This is a genomic window from Arthrobacter sp. CDRTa11, from assembly GCF_026427775.1.
In the GTDB taxonomy this organism is placed as follows: Bacteria; Actinomycetota; Actinomycetes; order Actinomycetales; family Micrococcaceae; genus Arthrobacter.
In genome coordinates this window covers 5,067,245-5,087,751 of record NZ_CP044532.1, presented here as the reverse complement: position 1 = coordinate 5,087,751, position 20,507 = coordinate 5,067,245, and the positions used below count along the sequence as shown (strand labels likewise).

Below are 20,507 nucleotides of genomic sequence, written 5' to 3'. Positions count from 1 at the left end.
GTCGGCTCCGCCCCGGGTGCCCATGGCACCATGGCGATGACGCCGTCGGACCACCACCATCCCGTGGATCAATATCCACGGGCTCCCTAGAATAGGAGCTCCACGATGGCTAAGGCTGAACTCCGTAAGCCCAAACCAAAGTCCAACCCCTTGAAGGCCGCTGACATCACTGTCATCGACTACAAGGACGTAGCATTGCTGCGCAAGTTCATCTCCGACCGCGGAAAGATCCGCGCACGTCGCGTTACTGGCGTCACGGTGCAGGAACAGCGCAAAATCGCACAGGCAATCAAGAACGCCCGCGAAGTTGCTCTGCTGCCTTACTCCGGCGCTGGCCGCGGCTAAGGAAGGGATTAACTAACATGGCAAAGCTCATTCTGACCCACGAAGTAACCGGTCTCGGTGCTGCTGGCGATGTTGTCGAGGTCAAGGACGGTTACGCACGTAACTACCTGCTGCCCCGCAACTTCGCCCTGACCTGGTCCAAGGGTGGCGAGAAGCAGGTTGAGTCCATCAAGGCTGCCCGCGCCGCCCGCGAGCACGCTTCCCTGGAAGATGCTCAGAAGCAGGCCGCTGCACTCTCCGCGAAGCCGGTCAAGCTCGTCGTCAAGGCTGGCGAGACCGGACGCCTGTTCGGCACCGTCAAGCAGGGCGACGTGGCTGACGCTGTTGAGGCCGCTGGCCTTGGCCGCATCGACAAGCGCAAGGTTGAACTTCCGGCACACATCAAGTCGGTTGGTTCCTACCAGGCCAACGTCCGTCTGCACGACGACGTTGCCGCTGTGATCGAACTCGACGTCGTCGCCAGCAAGTAGCAGGGTTCCCTGAAACCGAGCTTGCGAGGTTTTAGGGACGCTACGCGGCGCAAGTAGCAGGTAAGTAGTTTCTGACTGCAAAAGACCCCCGTTGCCGGATTCCGGCCGCGGGGGTCTTTTTGTCGGCGGAAAAGACTTGGCGAGTGGCGGTGGTAGCCTGCAGCGGTGACTCAGAAAACAGACGCGGCCCGCCGGCGTCGCTCCTTCAGCCAAGTGGATGTGTTCACCGCTGAACCGTACCGGGGGAACCCGCTGGCCGTGGTGGTGGACGGCGACGGACTGACAACGGAGCAGATGCAGCAGTTCGCCAACTGGACCAACCTCTCGGAGACAACGTTTCTCCTGCCTCCCACTCATCCGGACGCCGACTACCTCGTGCGTATCTTTACCGCCCGGGAGGAGTACCCGTTCGCAGGGCATCCCACGCTGGGTTCCGCCCATGCATGGTTGGAGGCCGGCGGCATACCCAAACAGGAGGGCTTGCTGGTTCAGGAGTGTGGCGCCGGCCTGGTTCGGGTAAAGCACGACGGCGGCCAACTGGCCTTCGCTGCGCCCCCTCTCACGCGTTCGGGACCGGTGGATGAGGAAGACCTGGCGAAGATCGCTTTGGGACTCCAGTTGCCCCGTACAGCGCTTCAGGACGCGTCCTGGCTGGTGAACGGCCCCAACTGGATCGGGGTGCTGCTGGAATCGGCGGAGCATGTCCTGGCAGTCAGGCCCGACTACTCCGCGCTGGATGGGCTGAACGTTGGCGTCATTGGACCGTACGGAACGGGCACCAGGCGCGTCGGCGGGGATCCTGGCGGGCCGGAATTTGAGGTTCGTACCTTCATCCCGGGCGATGCCGCAGCCGAAGATCCCGTGACAGGGAGTTTTAATGCAGGGGCAGCGCAATGGCTGATCGGCAGTGGGCGCGCGCCGGCGTCCTACACTGCCGCGCAGGGCACGGTGCTGGGCCGGGCGGGACGGGTAAGTGTGGACTCCGTGCAAGGCGACATCTGGATAGGCGGAAGCTCCACTACCTGCATCCACGGATCTGTGGTCCTTTAGTTCAGGCACCGCCGGCGGGGGAATAAACGCTGACGCGCTGCGGTTAGCAAGGTACATGCAAACGCATCTAGTGTACTTTGAACCTAACCAGGAGCAGACCGTGGAAACCCGCCGCATTACCGTTCTTTCAGCCGGCCTCGGCGTTCCGTCATCAAGCAGGCTGCTCGCTGACCAACTTGCAGCGTCAGCAGAACGCCAGCTCACCGAAGCCGGCTACCGGGTAATCACGGACGTTGTTGAGCTCCGCGACCTGGCTGTGGACATTGCGAACAACTTTGTGACCGGCTACGCCGCCCCGCGGCTGGCTGATGTTGTTTCCGGCGTGCAGGCCTCGCACGGCATCATTGCCGTCACTCCGGTCTTCAGTGCGTCCTACAGCGGCCTCTTCAAGTCCTTCATCGACATCCTGGACCCCAAAGCCCTGGGGGGAAAAGCAGTCTTGCTGGGTGCGACGGGAGGCACAGACCGGCACCAGATGGTTCTGGACTACGCAATGCGTCCGCTGTTCAGCTACTTGAGGACCCGCATCGCAGCCACGGGTGTCTTTGCCGGGCCGCAGGACTGGGGAAACACCAACGAGGGCAGCTCACCGCTTTCGGACCGGATCACGCGGGCAGCTGGGGAGTTCGCTGGCCTCCTTCAGGGCAGCCAGCCTGCACCCAAGCCGGCTGTCTCAGCCTCGTTGCCTTTTGAGCAGCTGCTGGCGGGCATCTCTGGGGGCCAATGAGCCACCTTTCGGGAGGGGCCGAACTTTCCTGCCACCCCAATCGTTGACCGGGTCATGAAGTGTCCTGTGGATTCCATTGACCTGATCATGAGCGAACGCAGTGGTGTGGAGATTGACTACTGCCCCCAATGCCGCGGTGTGTGGCTGGACAGGGGTGAACTGGACAAGATCATCGACCGCGCCGAAACAATGGGCGGAACGGCTGCACCCGCCCGGCCGGTATCCCCGCCCCCTGCCATGACTCCGCCGCCGCTGTACCAGAACCTGGACCCGCGCAGGGAACAACGGCCCGACACCAGGAACTACGGCGACAACAGGACATACGGCGACGACAGAAGCTACGGCAAGCAGGGCTATGATCGTGACTCCGACCGCCGTCGGCCCAAAAAGAAGGAAGGCTGGCTGGGCGAGCTCTTCGACTTCTAGGTCCCTGCCGCGGCTTTCAGTCCTGTGACGGCGCTTGGGCTGTCCGGGTTCAGGCGTCCACGGGGTTCAGTCATCCACGGGGTTCAGTCGTCCAGCAGGGCGATGAACTCGCGGGCCTGCTTCAGGGAAATGTCCGAATGCCGCGTCAGCGCAGTGGCGGCCGCCTCCGTGTCTCCGCTGCGTGCCAGCGTCCGGATCCGCCCATAGATCTCGTCGTTGAGCATGTTGCTGCTGACCTCCCGTGTGACGTCACCCTTGCTGGCGATGGCACGGTACCGGTACGGAAAGCGCTGGGGTGTGTCGTCGTCGTCGGGCTCCGCAGCAACTGGTTCAGCGGTGGGGCTGCGGTAAGGCTGCGGATGGGCCGCCAAGGCAGTCACCGCGTCCCGCGAGGCCCGCAATCCTTCGCCTGTTGACTCGTAGTAGAGCTTGATGGCCGCCATCGCCTGTCCCTGCGCGATGAGAGCATAAAGCCGGCGGTGCTGGTCCTCGGTGAGCCTGGCTGAGGCTGTCCGGGCAACCTCGACTGGGTCAACATCGGCGGGAGCGCTGGCATGACGCGTAGTGGCGGCCAGGCGCCTGCTGATGGCGCGCGACGCCACGGCCACGCCGGCTGCCACGAGCACAAGGATGAGGGCGGGGATCACAAGCGATTCCATGTTCTAAAGCCGATCTACATACTTCTTTGCGGTAGCCAGGTCAGAGTGGGTTGCCTGGCGGAGGAGTTTGATGGCCTGCAGCTTCTGACCGTTGCGTGCCATCGACTGCAGTTGCAGGGCGAACTGGGGGTCCAACTGTCCGCCGGGCACTGCCATCTGCCCATAATGCCCGGGCACGGGACCAGTCTGGGCCCGGAGGGCTGCCCGCGCATGGTCCTGCTGCTGGGACTGCTGCTGCTCGTTCTGGCTTGGCCTGGTCATGGCATCCACGCGGGCGCGTGCCGCGGTGGCGGCCTGAACCTGTGCTGCGTAGTGCTCAGCGGAACGCAATGCGAGGTCCAGCTGGTAGCGCTCTGCGTCCGAAATGCCGGAGTCGCGCGGGCGCAGGGCCGTCGAGAGCGCCCACAGAACTGCCACCAGAATCAAACCAGGCAGTAACACCATCAGTAGTTCGCCCATAGATAGAGCTTATGTCAGATCGCCTGTTCTCCACAGCATATTCCCTGTCTCGCATACAGGCCTTCTGCTGTTCGCGTCAATTCATTTCAGGCACTTGTGTGATCGATCACAAATAACGCATGCATTATCGGTCGGAAGCGGGAAACGGGTCTTCCTGTCAACAGCCGGCAGCCACAACCTGTGGATGAAGGTTGGCGAAAAGAATATTTAGTCCACACGCTGGGAAGAACGTTTCCGCAGGTCAGAGCCGCAAGACGGGCAGAACTTTTTTTCTTTCCACAGGGTCGCCCACAGGCTGTGCACAAGCTATGCCCGTTAGTGCACAGGTTATCAACAGGCGTGGACGGAGCCCGGCTTTGCTGCTGCGGGCCGGGCGGCTAGCGTAGCGGGATACCAGTTTTACGGGTGCAGAAAAAGCTGCCCCCGGGCACGCTGCCACCGGCAAGGATCCACCGGTCCACCGGATGGGCCCCTTGTGGATAACCTGTGGATTCTGGGGATAACTCTGTCCGCGGGCAAGGCATTACGTCGAAACCTGGCAGGTCCGAGCGGCTCAATGTCGGTGCCAACCGGTACACCTGAGGTGACGGAAGCTGTTGACGCTTGGCAGCCCCGCACCCCTGCAGGGATGGCATCAAAGCAACGGCAGTTGAAAAGCCGCGGCACACAACGGAGGACGGCAGCTTTGTCAGTAACGCACCTGGATTCGATCGAGGGCACCCGCGCATCGGAAGGCAGCCGAAAGCCGCCGCAGGATATTCCTGCCGAACAGTCCGTATTGGGCGGCATGATGCTGTCCAAGGACGCCATTGCCGACGTCGTGGAGATCCTCCGCGGGCAGGACTTCTACCGCCCTGCCCATGAAACCATCTATGAAGCCATCATCGACCTCTACGGCCGCGGTGAACCTGCCGACGCCGTCACGGTTTCTGACGAACTGACCAAACGCGCCGAGATCAACAGGATCGGCGGCCCCGCCTACCTGCACGAGCTCATCCAGACTGTCCCCACGGCAGCAAACGCCGGTTACTACGCAGAGATCGTGGCCGAGCGCGCGGTTCTCCGGCGCCTGGTCAATGCCGGCACCAAGATCGTCCAGCTTGGATACGGATCCGACGGCGAAGTGGAGGACCTGGTCAACCAGGCCCAGGCCGAGGTTTACGCCGTTGCCGAGCGCCGCACCGCCGAGGACTACGTGGTCCTCAAGGACGTGATGGAGTCCACGGTGGACGAAATCGAAGCGTCCGGGCACCGCGGCGAAGGAATGACGGGTGTCCCCACCGGCTTCTACGAACTTGATGAGCTGACGCACGGCCTGCACCCCGGCCAGATGATCGTCATCGCTGCCCGTCCGGCTGTGGGCAAGTCCACCTTCGCCCTGGACTTCGCCCGGTCAGCGGCGATCAAGAACAACTTGGCCACCGTGATGTTTTCACTGGAAATGGGCCGGAACGAGATCGCCATGCGCCTCCTTTCAGCGGAGGCAACCATCGGCCTGCAGGACCTTCGCAAGGGCACCATCAAGGACGAGCAATGGTCCAAGATCGCCACCACCATGGGCCGGATGAATGATGCGCCGCTGTTCATTGATGACAGCCCCAACATGTCACTGATGGAAATCAGGGCCAAGTGCCGCCGGCTCAAGCAGCAGCATGACCTCAAGCTGGTCATCCTGGACTACCTCCAGCTCATGAGCTCGGGTAAAAAGGTGGAGTCGCGCCAGCAGGAAGTCTCGGAGTTCTCCCGTGCGCTGAAGCTGCTGGCCAAAGAGCTCCAGGTCCCGGTCATCGCCCTCTCGCAGCTCAACCGTGGCTCCGAACAGCGCCAGGACAAACGCCCCATGGTTTCGGACCTCCGTGAATCGGGTTCCATTGAGCAGGACGCCGACATGGTGATCCTGCTGCACCGTGAGGACGTCTACGACAAGGAGTCACCGCGTGCGGGCGAGGCGGACATCCTGATCGCCAAGCACCGTAACGGCCCCACCAAGGACATCGTGGTGGCATTCCAGGGCCACTACTCGCGTTTCGCCAACATGGCCGCGGACGCCGGCGGCGGCGGGTTCTAACGCGCGGGCGTCCGCCGTCCGGACGTCAGTTCCGCCCCGGCGCGCCCTCCTGCAGCAGGTGGTTGGGGAGCCGGTTCCCCGGTGCGGTGCCGCGGATCTCCAACAGCTCCCGGGCATGGGCGTGGAGCCGCTTGTCCTCCTCCGAAACGGGCAGCCACGGCGGGACGGGCAGGGAGTTCCCTTGGGCGTCGCGCGCCACCATCACGGTGAGGCAGTACGTGGTGAGGTTCAGCTCGACGCCTTTGGGATCTCCGGAGCGGACGTGGACCGCCACGTGCATGCCTTTTGTGCCGGTGTATACCAGCCTGGCTTCCACTTCCACCACGTGGCCTATCAGGAGTGGCCGGTAAAAACGGACGCCGCCGGAGAAGACGGCAACGGTGTCCTTGCCGCAGTAGCGTGACGCGCAGACATAGGCGGCTTCGTCGATCCACTTCATCACAATGCCGCCGTGGACCTTCCCTCCCCAGTTGACATCTGTCGGGGCAGCCATAAACCGCAGGGTCACGCGTTCGGCGGTGCCGGCGTCGGTGTATTTTTGGCTGTTCATTGCCTCCACGATCTGCTCGCGGACCCTGATCCGTGCCAGGGCGTGGTCGCGTTGTTCGATCTCCCGCGGAGTGACCGGTTCAAAGTGCTTGACCGGGACGGGCTTCCCGTCCTCGCCCACTGCCACAAAGATCACCATGCACTGGCTCCGCATGGTGGCAGGACCGCCCTTGGGATCCCCGGAGGAAACAACGGTATGAATGTGCATGGAGGAACGGCCGGTGTAAACAATGGTGGCTTCGACCTCCACCATGTCCCCGCTGTTGACGGGGTCCGCGAAATGGATGTTGCCCACGTAGGCGGTGACGCAATAGGCCTTGGCCCAGCCAACGGCCGCTGCATACGCGGCTTTGTCCACCCACTCCAGCACAGTTCCGGCATCCACGGATCCGCTGTGGCCCACATCCATGGGAGCGGCCAGGAAGCGGAGGGTTACCGAATTGGGTGCGGTCTCAGTCATGGTGCGATCTTACTGACGGCTGCTGCTACCCGCCGGTTCGGAGACGAAACTGTCCTGCAGACGGGAGCTGCCCCGCCCGCCGAACGGCGGGCGGGGCAGCTGGATACTGGTTAAGCGGGCGGGGGCTAGCGGGCTCCCATGTAGACGATGTCCGGCTGGGAGGGCAGTTCCATGCCCACTCCGATGTAGAAGCCCGGATGCGGCGGCTGGTTGTAGGAAATGTTCTCCCGGGCCACCGAAAGCCGGTAGACCGGATCATGCATCAGCGTCCGGAGGCGGACGTCAGTGCTGGCCGTGGTGGTGTAGATCCGCAGTTCGGTGCTGTCCGACGACGGCCAGGCGATTTCCTCACGCCAGTCACCGAGGAGATCCGCCTGGATGGCCGGGGTGCCTTTGGTGCTGTTGTTCGATTTCGCTCCGGAGGCTGTCAGCAACCTGTCGCTGGACTCTGTCTCCCAGTTCCACTTGGAGATGCTCGGAGTTCCGCGGCTGGCAGTGGCGTCCCAGTCGTGATCCACGATTTCACGCAGGAGGTCACCGTCCCACCAGGCCAGGAAGTTGGCTGCCGGGATGTTGTTGGCGATCAGTTCACCCTTGGCTGAGTGGAGCTCACCCACCGGCGAGTTCCACGCGGCGTCGCCACCGATGGCCCAGCCCTCGCCCCCTGCATAACGCGGGTCGATGTCGCCGGCGGCGGCCCGGCCAGTGTCCTTGGTGGCAGGGATGCTCCAGAGGACTTCGCCGGTGCGTGAGTCACGGAACGTGGCACCCTTGTTACCGCTTGAACCCATGTCCTCGTGGGCGGCGAACGTTTCCAGTCCCGGGCGGGAGGGGTCCAGGTCGCTGGTATGGATGGCGTCCCCGTGGCCAAGCCCGGTGTTGTACAGCGGCTTGCCGTTGTCGTCGATGGTCATGGAACCGAAGATGAACTCGTCCTTCCCGTCGGCATCCACATCAGCCACAGACAGGTTGTGGTTGCCTTGGCCACGGTATTGGGCACCTGCGGTGTCTGAATCAAAAATCCAGCGCTTGATGATTTTGCCGCCCACCAGGTCGTACGTTGCCAGCACGGTCCGGGTGTAGTAACCGCGGCTGAACATCATGGACGGCCGTTCGCCGTCCAGGTAGGCAACGGCACCCAGGAAGCGGTCAACGCGGTTGCCGTAGGTATCGCCCCAGGCTCCCACGTCGCCGCGGGGCGGGTCGTAGGGCACGGTGTCCATCACGGTGCCCGTGGCGCCGTGGAAGACGGTGATGAACTCCGGTCCCGTCAGCACATAGCCGCTGCTGTTGCGGTAATCCGCACCGGCGTTCCCAATCACGGTGCCGGCAGCGTCACGGGTACCGTCCGCTGTCTTCATCGCAACTTCGGCCTTGCCGTCGCCGTCGAAATCGTAGGCCAGCAGCTGGGTGTAGTGTGCTCCGGCGCGGACGTTCGGACCCATGTTGATCCGCCAGAGCCTGGTGCCGTCCATCCGGTAGGCGTCCACATAGACAGTGCCCGTGTAGCCCGCCTGCGAGTTGTCCTTGGAGTTGGACGGAGACCACAACTGGAGGATTTCGTAGGTGCCGTCCCCGTCGAGGTCGGCCACGCTGGAGTCGCCCGCGGAGTAGCTGTACGGCTGGCCGTCCTTGGTGTAGTCATCGGCCGGTTTGTCGAGCTTGATGGACAGGTAGTCCCGGGCCAAGGGCGTAAATTCGGCCGTGAGCTGCTCGCCGCCATTTCCCACGCTCTTAATGACGTAGCGGGAGGCGGCTGTCCCTGACGGGTCCAGGAACGTGGTGCTGCTGCGGATCGGCTCCTCGGTGAGCTGTACGCCGTCGCGGATTACATGGAAGCCCACCTGTTCCCGGTCCAGGCCCAGCATGCGCCAGCCCACGCGGACCCCGCCGTCGGTCAGCAGTGCCACGGGTGCACGGTCCAGGTGCTCCATTTGACGGTTGACCACCGTGACTTTTTCCGTGCCCACCACAGGGGAGGGGACGGATTCGCCGCCCTTGTTCACGGTGGTGACCCGGTAGTAGTACTTGATGGTGGTCAGCACGGTGTAGTCGGTGTAGTTGACCTCGGTAGCACGGCCAACGTACTCAAAGGGGCCGTCGGGGGAGGTGGAGCGGTAGACCTGGTAGGCGGCGGCACCGGTTACCTTCTGCCACTTCAGCGTCACACTCGTCTTCTCCACAGCCTTGATGTCCACCTTGGCTGTGGGGGCTGGGACAGGAGTGCCGGGATCAACAACTGCAGCGTCCACCGCGTTGGAGGGAACGGATTCCAGGCCGGTATTGTCCAGTGCGGTGACGAAGTACTTGTACGTCAGCCCGGCAAAGGCCGTGGTGTCCTGGAAGGACGGGGCTGTGACGTTTTCCGCAATGACCTGGGCTTCGGATTCAAAAGACGCCTTGCGGAACACCTTATAGCTGGCGGCGTCGGCCACGGCATCCCAGGCCAGATCAACGGTTGGCGGTTCGGTGGCGGCGTTAACGGCCGTGGTGTGCAGGTTCGTGGGGCCCACCAGCAGCGGGGTGACCTCCAGGCCGTTGAGCCGCTGCCCGGAGCCGCTGATGGCCAGGTTCAGCTGCCCGTCCGAGACCAGGACCTGGTTGATGATCTTGGTGGCGGAGGAGGCGCGGCCGGAGGAGACCTGGCCGAACGGGATTCCTTCGGCCGCAACGTCTGTCCGCGTGGAGCCGATCCAGTCGCTGTGGTACGTCTTCAGGGCGTAGGTACCGTTGGGCACGTCCAGCTGGAATTCGAAGCTGGAACTGCTGAGCACAAAGTCGCGCAGCAGGTTGGTGGTGACCGCACCGCGGTCCCGGTCGCTGAGGACGGTGAGGTCCTTGAAACCGAACGTCCGCTCGGGGGTGTAGCCCATGGTCCGGTTCACTTCGGTGTAGCCGGGCTCGACGGGGGCTCCCACCGGGCCGAAATCGAACTTGTACTTCGCCTGCTTGGTGGTCACGTTAAGCGTGTCGCTGGGCTCGGAAAGGCCTTTGCCGTTCATGGCCGCAACGCGGACGCTGTAGGCCGTGCCTTCGGCCAGGCCTGCCAGGTTGGCGGTGGGCACGGTGGCGGTGGTGGTGAGTTTGTAGGCGCTGTCCGGCTCGGAGGCCAGCTTGCGGTACACCTTGTAGATGTCCGCGCCGTCAATGGGCTGCCATTTCAGAAGTGCACCGGCGTTGGAAACGCTGCCGGCCACGAGCCCCTGCGGTTTGGCAGGAACGGACGACGGCGGCGCGATTTCCTTGACGCGGGAGGCCAGCGGAACGCTGAGCTGCTTCACTCCGCCGGCCACGAGGCGGGCGATCTGGATGGCGCCGTACTCCTGGAAGTGCGTGTTGTCCACGGTCCCGGTGGGCCGGTTGGGGTAAACGCCGGCATCGACGTGCAGGAAGACTGACTTGGTGTCTTCCGGACCGATCGCGTCGTAGTAGGCGCGGCTCGAGGCGGAAAGGTCCACCAGGGCCACATTTTCCTCAGCAGCGAGTTCCTGCATCTTGGCCACGTATTCGGGGAAGCTGACCCTGAATTTGCCGGTGGCCTCGTCAAAGTCGCGGCGGCCCACGGGGGTCACCAGGATGGGGGTGGCACCGCGCTGCCGGGCGCCGTGGACGTACGTCCGCAGGTATTCCTTGTAGTCCTCGGGGGAGGCGTACCGGTCGTCAACGCCGATGGTGGCGTCGTTGTGGCCGAACTGGACCATCAGGTAATCGCCGGGGTTGATGACGCGGAGGATCTCATCGAGCCGTCCCTGGCTGATGAAGTTCTTGGAGCTCCGCCCGCCAATGGCGTGGTTGCGGAACGTCACCGCAGTGTCGAAGTAGCGGTCGATCATCTGGCCCCAGCCGGCCTGCGGAACGAAGCCTGGGTCGTAGGTTTGCACGGTTGAGTCGCCTGCGAGGTAGATCCCGGGATCGGTGGTGGCAGTGCGCGGTGCCCGGGCGGCGATAACCAGGGAGTTGATCTTGGCTGCGGTGCCGGTGAAATCGAGGTTCAGCTGGCCGTCCACCAGCGAGATGGGGAACTCCATTTCCAGGAACTGGCCTGCGGGTTTGTCCGTGACCTGGACCTTGGCTATCTTTTCCGCGGTGATGGCGATGTTGGTTGCTTCTGCGGCATCGCCAGCCACCAGCTTGATGGTGTAGTCACCGTTGGGCAGGTCAACCAGGAACGTGCTGCCCTGGGCCTGCACAAAGTCTGAGCGGAGGGCGTCACCGGTACCACGGTCGGCGCCGGAGGTGACGGCAGTGTCAGTGAACCCAAACTTTCCCGATGCTGTGTATTGGGTAGCGGCGTCCACGTGCGTGTAGCCGTCTGCCGTGGAACCCGGGCCAAAATCGAACATAAATCCGCTGCCTACCGGTGGCAGGGCCGTGTCTGCCTGCGCTGCCGGAAGACCCGTCAGTGCGATTGAGGCTGAGGCAACAGCTGCGGTGGCAGCCTTGGCTGAGTTGAAAATCCTGCGCCGGCGCGGCGGCCCTGCTTTTGGACTCGGGATCGCTTGCGGGTGTTTGTTCACGGACATCTCCTTCGATGAGCGGTGGCAGAGCGGCCCCGAATCTCTATTGGAACGATTCAAAATGACAGCACAACCCAAACGGGGATGCGCAAGCCGATGTATGAGATTCCCGGGAGTGACCCGTTGAAAAAGCTGAGACCTGGGGTGCGGTGATGCAGCTCTCACTGCAACAGTCACTGGTTTATCAGTTGGCCTGCATCCTTGGCAAGCGTTTTCCCGATCTTTCCCGCGCGCTTCTGGTGCTAATTGTCCGCAAGTGTTAGGTCTTGTCCAAGGCAATGCTCACTGGCGGCCCTGTCAAGGCTTCTTGTTCCGCGGCCGGGTTCGCCGACTTCGTGGGAAGCCATCCGGGGCGCCGGAGTTATACGGCGTCCCGGTGTTGCCTCCCGCGAACTCGGTGCAGGTGCGGGTGTGTGCGGGGAGGGGCCGGGGTTAAACGGCCGACGGCGGCGGGGCACCCGGGTGCCCCGCCGCCGTCGAGCGGTGTTCCTTTGCCGTTGTCAGGCCAGGACTGCAAGCTTGGACTTGCGCCCGCCAAAGAGTGCCCGGTCTACCGACAGGCGGCCGGCTCCGGTGAGGGTCAGGGCCAGGGCGGCGGCGGCGAGCAGGAGTACCAGCTCGTAGCCGCCGGTGGCGGCGAAAACGCCTGCGGGCGCATGCACCAGGAACAGGGCGCCGAGCATATCCAGGGCAAGAAGTGCGGCAACCACGCGGGTCAGGACGCCCAGGATCAGGGCAATTCCGCCGGCCAACTCGAGGCTGGCAATGACCGGTGCCGCCAGTTCTGCAGCAGGAACGCCCATCTTGGCGAAGGAGGCCTGGGTGCCGGCGATGGTGAATTCGTTGAACTTCTGCCAACCATGGGCTGCAAAAAGGAAGCCGAGGATGACGCGCAGGATGGTGATGGCGCTGGTGGTAAGGGAGGTCTGGTTCATGGGAGGTTCACCGTTTCGGATATCGGTCGGGGCTGTTTGGACACAAGCGGGCCGGATCGCAGCGTTGAAGCTTGAGGTACCAGTCTTTCCGATACTTACTTGAACTGTCAACTAATTACGGGAGATGTGTCCTTTGTCATAAACAGGATCGCCCTGAATCCGGGGTTGTCGGCAGGGCGGGCTACGCTGTCATCGTGCCTCGCCAAACCATGCCTGATGCCAATACGACGGTGCCTGCTGGCCACGCCCGGGAGATCCTGCGGCTCGCTGTGCCGGCCTTCGGCGCGCTTATTGCCGAACCTCTGTTCCTGCTTGCTGATTCCGCCATAGTTGGTCATCTCGGCGTCGCCCAACTGGCCGGCGTCGGGCTGGCTTCGGCGGTGCTGCATACCGTCGTCGGGCTGATGGTTTTCCTGGCCTACTCCACCACGCCCGCAGTGGCCCGGGCCATTGGCCACGGCCAGCTCGGAAAGGCGCTGGCTGCAGGCCGTGACGGCGTGTGGCTGGCCCTCTTGCTGGGCATTGTCCTTGCCACGGCAGGGTTTGTGGCCGCCGAACCCCTGGTGGAACTGATGGGTGCCCAGGGTGACGTTCGCTCCTACGCCGTGGACTACTTCCGGTGGTCCATGCCCGGACTGGTGGCCATGCTGCTCATTTTCGCCGGGACCGGGGTTCTGCGCGGGCTGCAGGACACGCGCACCCCCCTGGTGGTGGCCACGGCGGGCTTTGGACTCAACATCGCCCTCAACCTCTGGCTTGTGTACGGCCTGGGCTGGTCAGTGACGGGTTCGGCGGTGGGTACCAGCATCGCGCAGTGGGCCATGGCGGCCGTCTATCTCGTGATGGTCCAGCGGAATGCCGCCCGGCACGGGGTCAGCCTGCTGCCGGACTGGCACGGGATCCGCACCATGACCCGGATTGGTTCCTGGCTGATGCTGCGCACGCTCAGCCTGCGGGTGGCCATCCTGGCTACAGTCCTGGTGGTCACAGCCCAGGGCGCAACCAACCTCGCGGCCCACCAGCTGGCCATGACCATCTTTTCATTCCTCGCCTTCGCGCTCGATGCCCTGGCAATCGCCGCCCAGGCTTTGATCGGAAAGGAACTGGGGGCATCACATCCCCTCCGGGCACGCCAGTTGACCCGCACCATGATCCGCTGGGGTGCGGGCTTTGGGGTGGTCACCGGAATCCTGCTGGCCCTGGCTGCGCCGTGGGCAGGCGCATTGTTCACGCCGGATCCCGGTGTGCAGTCCGCCCTCACCCTGGCGCTGTGGGTACTCGCAGTGGGCCAGCCTGTCGCCGGGTATGTTTTTGTCCTCGACGGCGTCCTGATCGGCGCCGGGGATGCGAAGTACCTGGCGCTGGCGGGCATGGTCAATCTTGCGGTGTACGTGCCCATGCTCCTGGCAGTCAGTGCTTCCGGTATTTCCGGCGGACCAGGATTGATGTGGCTTTGGGCCGCCTTTGCCCTGGGCTATATGGCCGCCCGCGCCCTGACGCTCGGTCTCCGTGCGCGGTCCGATCGCTGGATGGTGCTCGGTTCGTCCTAGCGTCGGCGGCCACTAAACTGGTCCGGTGACCCAACCGCTGACACCCGCAGGAACGTCCCCAGGTACCGCACCCCAAGCCGAGCTGTGGAAATCCATCCTCCTGCGTGCCGGGGCGGCGCTGATGTTTGGCGCGGTGACGGTATTTTGGGCTTCACCGTCCATCGCCGTGATGGGTTGGGCGGGCGGACTCTATCTGCTGGCCACCGGCCTGCTGTTCCTCAAGGGCATCCCGCTGGCCGGTTTCCGCACTGACGCCATGCCGGGGAGGATTTTCTCCGTCGCCGGATCGGCCCTTGCCGGCGGCGGCGTGGCTCTGGTCCTGATTCACGGGGACCTGGTCTGGGGGGTCCTGGCGGCTCTGGGCCTGGGCCTCGCGGGCGCCGTCGAGTTGTACTGCGGTGTCCAGTACCGCGGCCGCCATGTCCTGGCCAGGGACTGGCTCATCTCCGGCATCGTTGGCCTTGGCACCGCTGCTGCCCTGCCCTTTTTCATCAGCCTGGGCGCCCACGCTTTGCTCGGCGTTGCCGGTGGCGGAGCCATCATTTCCGGAGTTCTGTGGACGCTGTCCGGGCTGACCCTCCGGCACGATGCCGAGCCAGCCAGCCAGAAGCCGTAAACTAGGAAGGCACGGTTCTACTCAGCGTAGAAGAATCGCCGCGGGTGAATGCAGCGCAGGACGTATTCACACCACAATATTCAAACCAGGCCGCCGCAGTGCCATGCCTGAACGGGAGGAACCACCTTGGCAGACCAGCAACCAGGAAAACCGCGCAGGCTGCGGACCTCGGTGAAGGGGCCGCTGATGTTCTCCGCGTTCTGGGCCGTCATCGCCTTCTTTGCAGTACTCATTTTCGCTTCCGGCGGCAGTTCCCGTGCCCCGCGCTTTGACCTGGCCTTTACCGGCGCCGGCATCGCTTTCATCGTCACCCTGGTCATCGCCGCCATGCTTTCCATGAGCTACAAGGACAACGCAGAGCACCTCGGCAAGGGGTCCGGCGTGAACCTGAGTTCGGCCAAGAAGTCCTCTCATGGATTTGGCGGCCACGGCAGCCAGGGAGCGGCGCGTCCCGGCGCTCCGGAATCCGATAATCCGGATTCCGGCGGCAAAGGCACCGGAACCTAGCCAGCACCTTCGGCCGGCCCCACCCTCGGCGAGTTTTGTCCAGATGTAGCGACTTGGAGCGCTTGCAACCCGCCGCATCTGGACAATAACTCTTAGTGGGGAGTCAGGTTGTTGCCGCCTGGCGTGCCCGGTAGGCGGCAACATGCATCCGGTTGGCGCAGTTCCCCGTGTCGCAGTACCGCTTCGAGCGGTTGCGGCTGAGGTCCAGCACCACGGCGTCGCAGCCTTCCGCCTCGCAGACCAGCATCCGGTCCATCTCCTTGCTGCGGATGACGTCCACCAGCGCCATGGCAGCCTCGGTGCTCATTCGGTCCGCCAGCGGCGCTTCACGCGTGGTGGCGTGCAGATGCCAGTCCCATTCGTCATGCTTCATCAGTTGGGGGAGGGCATTGGCGTCCCTCAGGAGCCGATTAACGGTCTGCACGGCGGCGTCTTCATCCATGGTCCAGAGCACAGCCAGTTGACTCCGTAGCTCATGGATGCTGGCGAGTTCGGCGTCATCGCGGGTGCGTGAGCCGCTGAATCCTTCCGCCTCCAGAAAGCGGTCCAGGTCGGCAACGCTGGCCAGGTTTTCCCTACCGTTCGCGGCGGTATTGATCAGGTTGACGACGGTGCGCAGCGCAACGTCCGTGTCAGGGGCAAAAAGCATCTTGACTCCTTACAGGGAGGGCGCGTAGTGTCATGACCATTACCCCACTTTACTCCTGACAGGAGGCGACGTTGCCCGCCGCCAAAACCATCCGGTTCCGCCGGCCACCAGCTGCAGGGCGCCGCGGCTTTGGAGCCCGGGGGCTGTGGATCGCGCTGTTTTCCTCTGCCGTGTTCGGAATCTCGGGCTCGTTCGCCAAAGCACTCCTGGAAACCGGGTGGTCGCCGGGGGCAGCGGTGACCGCCCGCCTCACCGGCGCCGCCTTGATCCTCGCCATTCCGGCGTTCTTCGCGCTGCGCGGAAACTGGCACCAGTTGCGGGACAACTGGATCACCATCGTGCTGTTTGGGCTGATCGGCGTGGCCGCCTGCCAGCTTTTCTACTTCAACGCGGTAGCCAGGCTCTCGGTGGGGGTGGCGCTCCTCCTGGAGTACCTGGCGCCGGTGATTATTGTGCTCTGGCTGTGGGCTGCCAGCCGGAAACGGCCCCGTGCGCTCACCTTCGGCGGCACGCTGCTGTCCCTCGCCGGGCTGGTCCTGGTGCTTGACCTCACAGGCGCCGTTAAGGTCGATATCGTCGGCGTCTTCTGGGGAATTGCCGCGGCAGTCTGCCTTGCCATGTACTTCTTCATCACCGCCAAGGAGAACGACTCCCTGCCGCCGATCGTCCTGGCCTCAGTGGGACTGATGGTTGGTGCGGCAGTGATGTGGCTGGCCGGCGCCACAGGTCTGCTGTCGATGGAATTCAGCACGGCCGATACCAGGCTCGGCCCCTGGGTGACGCCGTGGTGGGTCTCGGTAGGCGGGCTGGTCATCCTGGCGACGGTTTTGGCCTACGTATCCGGCATCATGGCTGCCCGTGCGTTGGGCTCCAAAGTAGCGTCCTTTATGTCGCTCACAGAGGTTCTGTTTGCTGTGATCTGGGCATGGCTGCTGCTGGGTGAACTTCCCGGTGTCATCCAGCTGCTGGGCGGGGCCCTCATCGTCGGCGGTGTCATCCTGGTCCGGCTTGATGAACTGCGCCCGCCCCGGACACCGCCCACAAAACTGTCAGCTCGGACAGTGGCAGATGGGGAAGAGGCGGCGTCGGAAGAGCCGGCGTCGGAAAAGGTGGCCGCAGAAAGGGCGGGAGCTGAAAAGCGGGTGTCGCCGCTGGCGCATGCCAACGACGTCGAACCCGTACCGTAAGCTCCGCCCGCTGACACTGCCCGGCAAACACCACCCAGCCACGGCCCAAAAAAGTTAACGTCAGAGGGCCCGGACACATGATGTGTCCGGGCCCTCGTCAAACGGTGGAGACTAGGCCGAAGCGGTGGTCTGCTCGTCGGCGTTCTTGCCCGCACGGGTGCCGGCTTCACGCAGGGCGTCAACGACCCGCGAAAGCGAGGTCATGTGGGTGCCGGACCATTCGCTGCGGAACTTGTCCGCGTCCGGGCCCATCCACTGCGTGCCTTCGAGCCGTGAGTTGAGCTCATTCTTCTGAGCCTCGATAGCCTCGGCACCTCCATTGAGCTTTGTGCTGAGAGTCCTGAGACCTTCTACGTCTGCGCCCCAAATAGCCATGGTGTTCTCCTTCATTTTTTTGGATCCGATCCAGATCGGCTCCCCAGCGGCCTCCGGCTTGTCCGGAAGATCCATTGCCTAAAACCTATCCCGGCCCCCAAACAGTGTCGATGGGCACCACTGCCCATGAAGCACTCCCCATGGTCGGGTACCTCGGCAGCTGGCCGAGGGGGTCGATCCCAGGCGCTCCAGAGCCTAGCATGTCAATATGTGCCGGAATATCCGAACCCTCCACAACTTTGAACCGCACGCCTCCTCCGAAGAGGTGCACGCCGCCGCACTCCAGTACGTGCGGAAAATCAGCGGCAGCACCAAGCCGTCCAAGGCCAACGAGGAAGCCTTCCAGGAGGCGGTGCACGAGATCGCCCACATCACCCAGCACCTCCTGGACTCGCTTGTTACCCAGGCTCCTCCCAAGGACCGTGAGGAAGAGGCGGCCAAGGCCAAGGCTCGCTCCGCCGTCAGGTTCGGCGCGGCTTAGCTGTATTGACCTGAGTGGCTACTTGCCGAAGCTGCGAAGCCGGAGCGAGTTCGCCACCACCAGGACTGAACTTGCCGCCATCGCAGCGCCGGCAATCATGGGATTGAGCAGGCCCAGTGCGGCCACCGGTATGCCCACCGCATTGTAGAAGAAGGCCCAGAACAGGTTCGTCTTGATGGTGCCCAGGGTCCGGCGGGACAGTTCGATGGCCTGGGCCACCTGGCCCAGATCGTTGCCCATCACTGTCAGATCCGCAGCCTCGATGGCCACATCAGTGCCTGAGCCCATGGCGATGCCCAGGTCTGCCTGCGCCAGGGCTGCGGCATCGTTGACCCCGTCGCCGGCCATGGCTACGGTGGCGCCGGCGGTCTGCAGCTTTCGCACGGCCTCAACTTTTCCGGCCGGCAGGACTTCCGCGTAAACGTCCTCCGGGGCGATGCCGACGGCGGCGGCAACCTGCGCTGCTACCGCGCCGTTGTCGCCGGTCAGAAGGATGGGGCGCAGACCCAGCAGCCTGAGGCGCGAGATGGCAGCCGCTGAGCCTTCCTTGATGGTGTCCCGGAGTGTGACAAAGCCTGCGGTCCTGCCGTCCACCGCGACCCAGATGGCTGTGGCGCCGCTCAGTTCGGCCGCGGCAAACGCCTGGCGCTCGGCGGGCAAGATGGAGACGCCGTTTTCCTCCAGCCATCCTGTCCGGCCGGCCAGGACCAATTGCCCTTCCACGGTTCCGGCCACACCGCCGCCTGGCGCGGAGCGGAAGTGCACGACGGCGGGAAGGCGCCCGCCGTCGTCGTCCTGGCTTTGGTTTGCAGCCCCGGCCAAGGGAGGCGGAGGAGCCGACTGTCCAGTGAGCGACGGCTCCAGGGCATCCGCCCTGCCCGTCTGCTGGACGGCATGGGCGGCACGTTCTGCCAGCGCGGCCGCGGCGATGGCGTGCGCGATGGGGTGCTCGGACGCCGCTTCGACGGCGCCGGCGAGGCGAAGAATTTCGGAGCGGCCGAAGCTGCCAAAAGCCTCAATGCCGTCTACGGCGAGCTTCCCGGTAGTTACCGTGCCGGTCTTATCCAGCAGGATGGTGTCCACGGTCCGGGTGTCCTCCAGGACCTGGGGGCCCTTGATCAGGATGCCCAGTTGGGCGCCACGGCCGGAGCCGGTGAGCAGGCCCACCGGTGTGGCAAGCCCCAGCGCGCAGGGGCAGGCAATGACCAGGACAGTGACCGCCGCCGTGAAGGCAGCGCGCAGTTCCGCCTCGCTGATAACGGGCCCGGCGAAGAGGAGCCACAGCGCAAAGGTGAGTACAGCGATGACCAGGACAACCGGAACGAAAACGGCGCTGACGCGGTCCGCCAGACGGGCGATGGGGGCTTTCCCCGTCTGAGCCTGCGCCACCAGGCGGGCCATCTGCGCCAGCGTGGTTTCGGAGCCCACACGGGTGGCACGGACAAGCAGCCGGCCGGAAGTGTTGATGGTGGCCCCCGTGACCTTGCTGTCCGGGCCCACCTCCACCGGCACCGACTCGCCCGTCACCAGGGAAGCATCAACGGCAGAACTGCCATCGATCACTATTCCGTCGGCAGCGATTTTCTCGCCGGGGCGCACCACCACGACGTCACCCACCTGGAGGTGCCCGGCGGCAATCTTGCGCTCCGTACCGTTACGGAGGACGGTGGCGTCTTTCGCTCCAAGATTCAGCAGGGCCCTGAGCGCATCACCGGCCTTTTGCTTGGCACGTGCTTCCAGGAACCGGCCCAGGAGCAGGAAGGTGGTGACCCCCGCGGCCACCTCGAAGTACAGGCCGCCGGACTCCATCCCCGCCATTCCCGGGTGTTCGGTCATACGGGGATCCATCAGGAGCTGCGCGGCGGAGAACAGGTAAGCGGCTAACACGCCGATGGATACAAGGGTGTCCATGGTGGAGGCGAGGTGGCGGGCATTGATGGCTGCCGCCCGGTGGAAAGGCCAGGCCGCCCACGTGACCACGGGCAGCGCGAGAGCCCCGGCCACCCAGCCCCAATGCGGGAACTGGAAGGCCTCGAGCATCGAGATCAGGAACACGGGAACGGTCAGGACGGCAGCCACGATCAGCCGCGGCTTCAGTGCGGCCGCCGCGTCGCTGTGCTGGACATGGCTGGATGGTTCATGGCCATCCGGCCCGTAGCCCGGGTGCCCCTCCTGCCCTTCTTCCTGCCCTTCGTCCTGCCCCTGCTTGTCGTCCTGCCGGGGCGCCTCTTGCCGCAGGCGGACAGTTGCCTTGTAACCCGCCGCATTAACCGTATTCACGATCTGCTCATCCGTGACGCCGTCCGGAGCCGTCACGTGCGCTGATTCCAGGGGAAGGTTGACGGAGGCTTCCACGCCGTCGAGCTTGCCAAGCTTCTTTTCCACGCGGTTCACACAGGACGCGCAGGTCATGCCCTCGATATCAAGTTCAACCACCCGGCTCCCGCCCTGATGGAGGAGTTGTTCGTTAGTCATGG

The 20,507-nt window shown here is 64.1% G+C and carries 19 protein-coding genes; 11 read left to right on the top strand and 8 right to left on the bottom strand.

Annotated elements, in window-relative coordinates; genetic code table 11:
• Positions 1–105 precede the first annotated feature (105 nt).
• The 5 genes from rpsR (at position 106) to F8G81_RS23195 (ending at position 3,018) form a co-directional block, all read left to right on the top strand.
• Positions 106–345, top strand: a complete 240-nt coding sequence (rpsR, locus tag F8G81_RS23215) for a 30S ribosomal protein S18 (protein ID WP_003800144.1) — start codon at positions 106–108, stop codon at positions 343–345.
• Between the two features lie 17 nt (positions 346–362).
• Positions 363–815, top strand: coding sequence for a 50S ribosomal protein L9 (gene rplI / locus F8G81_RS23210; protein WP_066288679.1), 453 nt, complete (start codon positions 363–365; stop codon positions 813–815).
• Positions 816–980: 165 nt separating this feature from the next.
• On the top strand, positions 981–1,865 hold the full coding sequence (locus F8G81_RS23205) for a PhzF family phenazine biosynthesis protein (protein WP_267276956.1): 885 nt from the start codon (positions 981–983) through the stop codon (positions 1,863–1,865).
• 100 nt (positions 1,866–1,965) lie between these two features.
• The gene (locus F8G81_RS23200) at positions 1,966–2,592 is read left to right on the top strand and encodes an FMN reductase (RefSeq protein WP_267276955.1); all 627 of its coding nucleotides are present in this window, start codon (positions 1,966–1,968) and stop codon (positions 2,590–2,592) included.
• Positions 2,593–2,658: 66 nt separating this feature from the next.
• Complete coding sequence (locus F8G81_RS23195) at positions 2,659–3,018, top strand: zf-TFIIB domain-containing protein (protein WP_416377083.1); 360 nt, start codon at positions 2,659–2,661, stop codon at positions 3,016–3,018.
• 83 nt (positions 3,019–3,101) lie between these two features.
• Here F8G81_RS23195 and F8G81_RS23190 read toward each other — a convergent pair whose 3' ends face one another.
• Positions 3,102–3,677 carry a hypothetical protein gene (locus tag F8G81_RS23190; protein ID WP_267276953.1) on the bottom strand — a complete coding sequence of 192 codons (576 nt, stop codon included), beginning with the start codon at positions 3,675–3,677 and terminating at the stop codon, positions 3,102–3,104.
• Positions 3,678–3,680: 3 nt separating this feature from the next.
• Positions 3,681–4,136 (bottom strand): hypothetical protein, encoded by a 456-nt coding sequence (locus tag F8G81_RS23185; RefSeq protein WP_267276952.1) that lies wholly within the window; start codon positions 4,134–4,136, stop codon positions 3,681–3,683.
• Between the two features lie 685 nt (positions 4,137–4,821).
• Here F8G81_RS23185 and dnaB point away from each other — a divergent pair.
• Complete coding sequence (gene dnaB / locus F8G81_RS23180) at positions 4,822–6,204, top strand: replicative DNA helicase (RefSeq protein ID WP_267276951.1); 1,383 nt, start codon at positions 4,822–4,824, stop codon at positions 6,202–6,204.
• Between the two features lie 25 nt (positions 6,205–6,229).
• Here dnaB and F8G81_RS23175 read toward each other — a convergent pair whose 3' ends face one another.
• The 3 genes from F8G81_RS23175 to F8G81_RS23160 form a co-directional block, all read right to left on the bottom strand.
• Positions 6,230–7,213, bottom strand: a complete 984-nt coding sequence (locus tag F8G81_RS23175; RefSeq protein ID WP_267276950.1) for an acyl-CoA thioesterase — start codon at positions 7,211–7,213, stop codon at positions 6,230–6,232.
• 125 nt (positions 7,214–7,338) lie between these two features.
• Positions 7,339–11,730 carry a GDSL-type esterase/lipase family protein gene (locus tag F8G81_RS23525; protein ID WP_323809222.1) on the bottom strand — a complete coding sequence of 1,464 codons (4,392 nt, stop codon included), beginning with the start codon at positions 11,728–11,730 and terminating at the stop codon, positions 7,339–7,341.
• Between the two features lie 500 nt (positions 11,731–12,230).
• Positions 12,231–12,665 carry a DoxX family protein gene (locus F8G81_RS23160; RefSeq protein ID WP_267276949.1) on the bottom strand — a complete coding sequence of 145 codons (435 nt, stop codon included), beginning with the start codon at positions 12,663–12,665 and terminating at the stop codon, positions 12,231–12,233.
• 209 nt (positions 12,666–12,874) lie between these two features.
• On the opposite strand from F8G81_RS23160, the gene F8G81_RS23155 reads away from it, so the two are divergent.
• From F8G81_RS23155 to F8G81_RS23145, 3 genes are all read left to right on the top strand, one after another.
• On the top strand, positions 12,875–14,215 hold the full coding sequence (locus F8G81_RS23155) for an MATE family efflux transporter (protein ID WP_267279343.1): 1,341 nt from the start codon (positions 12,875–12,877) through the stop codon (positions 14,213–14,215).
• Positions 14,216–14,240: 25 nt separating this feature from the next.
• The gene (locus tag F8G81_RS23150) at positions 14,241–14,831 is read left to right on the top strand and encodes a hypothetical protein (protein ID WP_267276948.1); all 591 of its coding nucleotides are present in this window, start codon (positions 14,241–14,243) and stop codon (positions 14,829–14,831) included.
• Positions 14,832–14,957: 126 nt separating this feature from the next.
• The gene (locus tag F8G81_RS23145; RefSeq protein WP_267276947.1) at positions 14,958–15,338 is read left to right on the top strand and encodes a hypothetical protein; all 381 of its coding nucleotides are present in this window, start codon (positions 14,958–14,960) and stop codon (positions 15,336–15,338) included.
• A 103-nt stretch (positions 15,339–15,441) separates the two neighbouring features.
• Here the strand turns inward: F8G81_RS23145 and F8G81_RS23140 are convergent, their stop codons facing one another.
• Positions 15,442–15,987 carry a CGNR zinc finger domain-containing protein gene (locus F8G81_RS23140; RefSeq protein ID WP_267276946.1) on the bottom strand — a complete coding sequence of 182 codons (546 nt, stop codon included), beginning with the start codon at positions 15,985–15,987 and terminating at the stop codon, positions 15,442–15,444.
• A 71-nt stretch (positions 15,988–16,058) separates the two neighbouring features.
• Here F8G81_RS23140 and F8G81_RS23135 point away from each other — a divergent pair, with 71 nt between their 5' ends.
• Positions 16,059–17,174, top strand: a complete 1,116-nt coding sequence (locus F8G81_RS23135; protein WP_416377082.1) for an EamA family transporter — start codon at positions 16,059–16,061, stop codon at positions 17,172–17,174.
• A gap of 111 nt (positions 17,175–17,285) precedes the next feature.
• Here F8G81_RS23135 and F8G81_RS23130 read toward each other — a convergent pair whose 3' ends face one another.
• Positions 17,286–17,624 (bottom strand): hypothetical protein, encoded by a 339-nt coding sequence (locus tag F8G81_RS23130; RefSeq protein WP_323809221.1) that lies wholly within the window; start codon positions 17,622–17,624, stop codon positions 17,286–17,288.
• 133 nt (positions 17,625–17,757) lie between these two features.
• Here F8G81_RS23130 and F8G81_RS23125 point away from each other — a divergent pair, with 133 nt between their 5' ends.
• Positions 17,758–18,030: a DUF2277 domain-containing protein gene (locus F8G81_RS23125; protein WP_267276945.1), complete on the top strand. Its 273-nt coding sequence runs from the start codon at positions 17,758–17,760 to the stop codon at positions 18,028–18,030.
• An 18-nt stretch (positions 18,031–18,048) separates the two neighbouring features.
• Here the strand turns inward: F8G81_RS23125 and F8G81_RS23120 are convergent, their stop codons facing one another.
• A complete protein-coding gene (locus F8G81_RS23120; protein WP_267276944.1) occupies positions 18,049–20,505 on the bottom strand; it encodes a heavy metal translocating P-type ATPase in 2,457 nt (818 codons plus the stop codon).
• Positions 20,506–20,507 lie beyond the last annotated feature (2 nt).

Excerpts from the sequence above, each read along its gene's own strand:
- F8G81_RS23155 (WP_267279343.1), top strand. The coding sequence starts at position 12,875 with ATGCCTGATGCCAATACGACGGTGCCTGCTGGCCACGCCCGGGAGATC.
- F8G81_RS23140 (WP_267276946.1), bottom strand. The coding sequence starts at position 15,987 with ATGCTTTTTGCCCCTGACACGGACGTTGCGCTGCGCACCGTCGTCAAC.
- rplI (WP_066288679.1), top strand. The coding sequence starts at position 363 with ATGGCAAAGCTCATTCTGACCCACGAAGTAACCGGTCTCGGTGCTGCT.
- rpsR (WP_003800144.1), top strand. The coding sequence starts at position 106 with ATGGCTAAGGCTGAACTCCGTAAGCCCAAACCAAAGTCCAACCCCTTG.
- F8G81_RS23185 (WP_267276952.1), bottom strand. The coding sequence starts at position 4,136 with ATGGGCGAACTACTGATGGTGTTACTGCCTGGTTTGATTCTGGTGGCA.
- F8G81_RS23190 (WP_267276953.1), bottom strand. The coding sequence starts at position 3,677 with ATGGAATCGCTTGTGATCCCCGCCCTCATCCTTGTGCTCGTGGCAGCC.
- F8G81_RS23125 (WP_267276945.1), top strand. The coding sequence starts at position 17,758 with ATGTGCCGGAATATCCGAACCCTCCACAACTTTGAACCGCACGCCTCC.
- F8G81_RS23120 (WP_267276944.1), bottom strand. The coding sequence starts at position 20,505 with ATGACTAACGAACAACTCCTCCATCAGGGCGGGAGCCGGGTGGTTGAA.
- F8G81_RS23175 (WP_267276950.1), bottom strand. The coding sequence starts at position 7,213 with ATGACTGAGACCGCACCCAATTCGGTAACCCTCCGCTTCCTGGCCGCT.
- F8G81_RS23130 (WP_323809221.1), bottom strand. The coding sequence starts at position 17,624 with ATGGATCTTCCGGACAAGCCGGAGGCCGCTGGGGAGCCGATCTGGATC.
- F8G81_RS23160 (WP_267276949.1), bottom strand. The coding sequence starts at position 12,665 with ATGAACCAGACCTCCCTTACCACCAGCGCCATCACCATCCTGCGCGTC.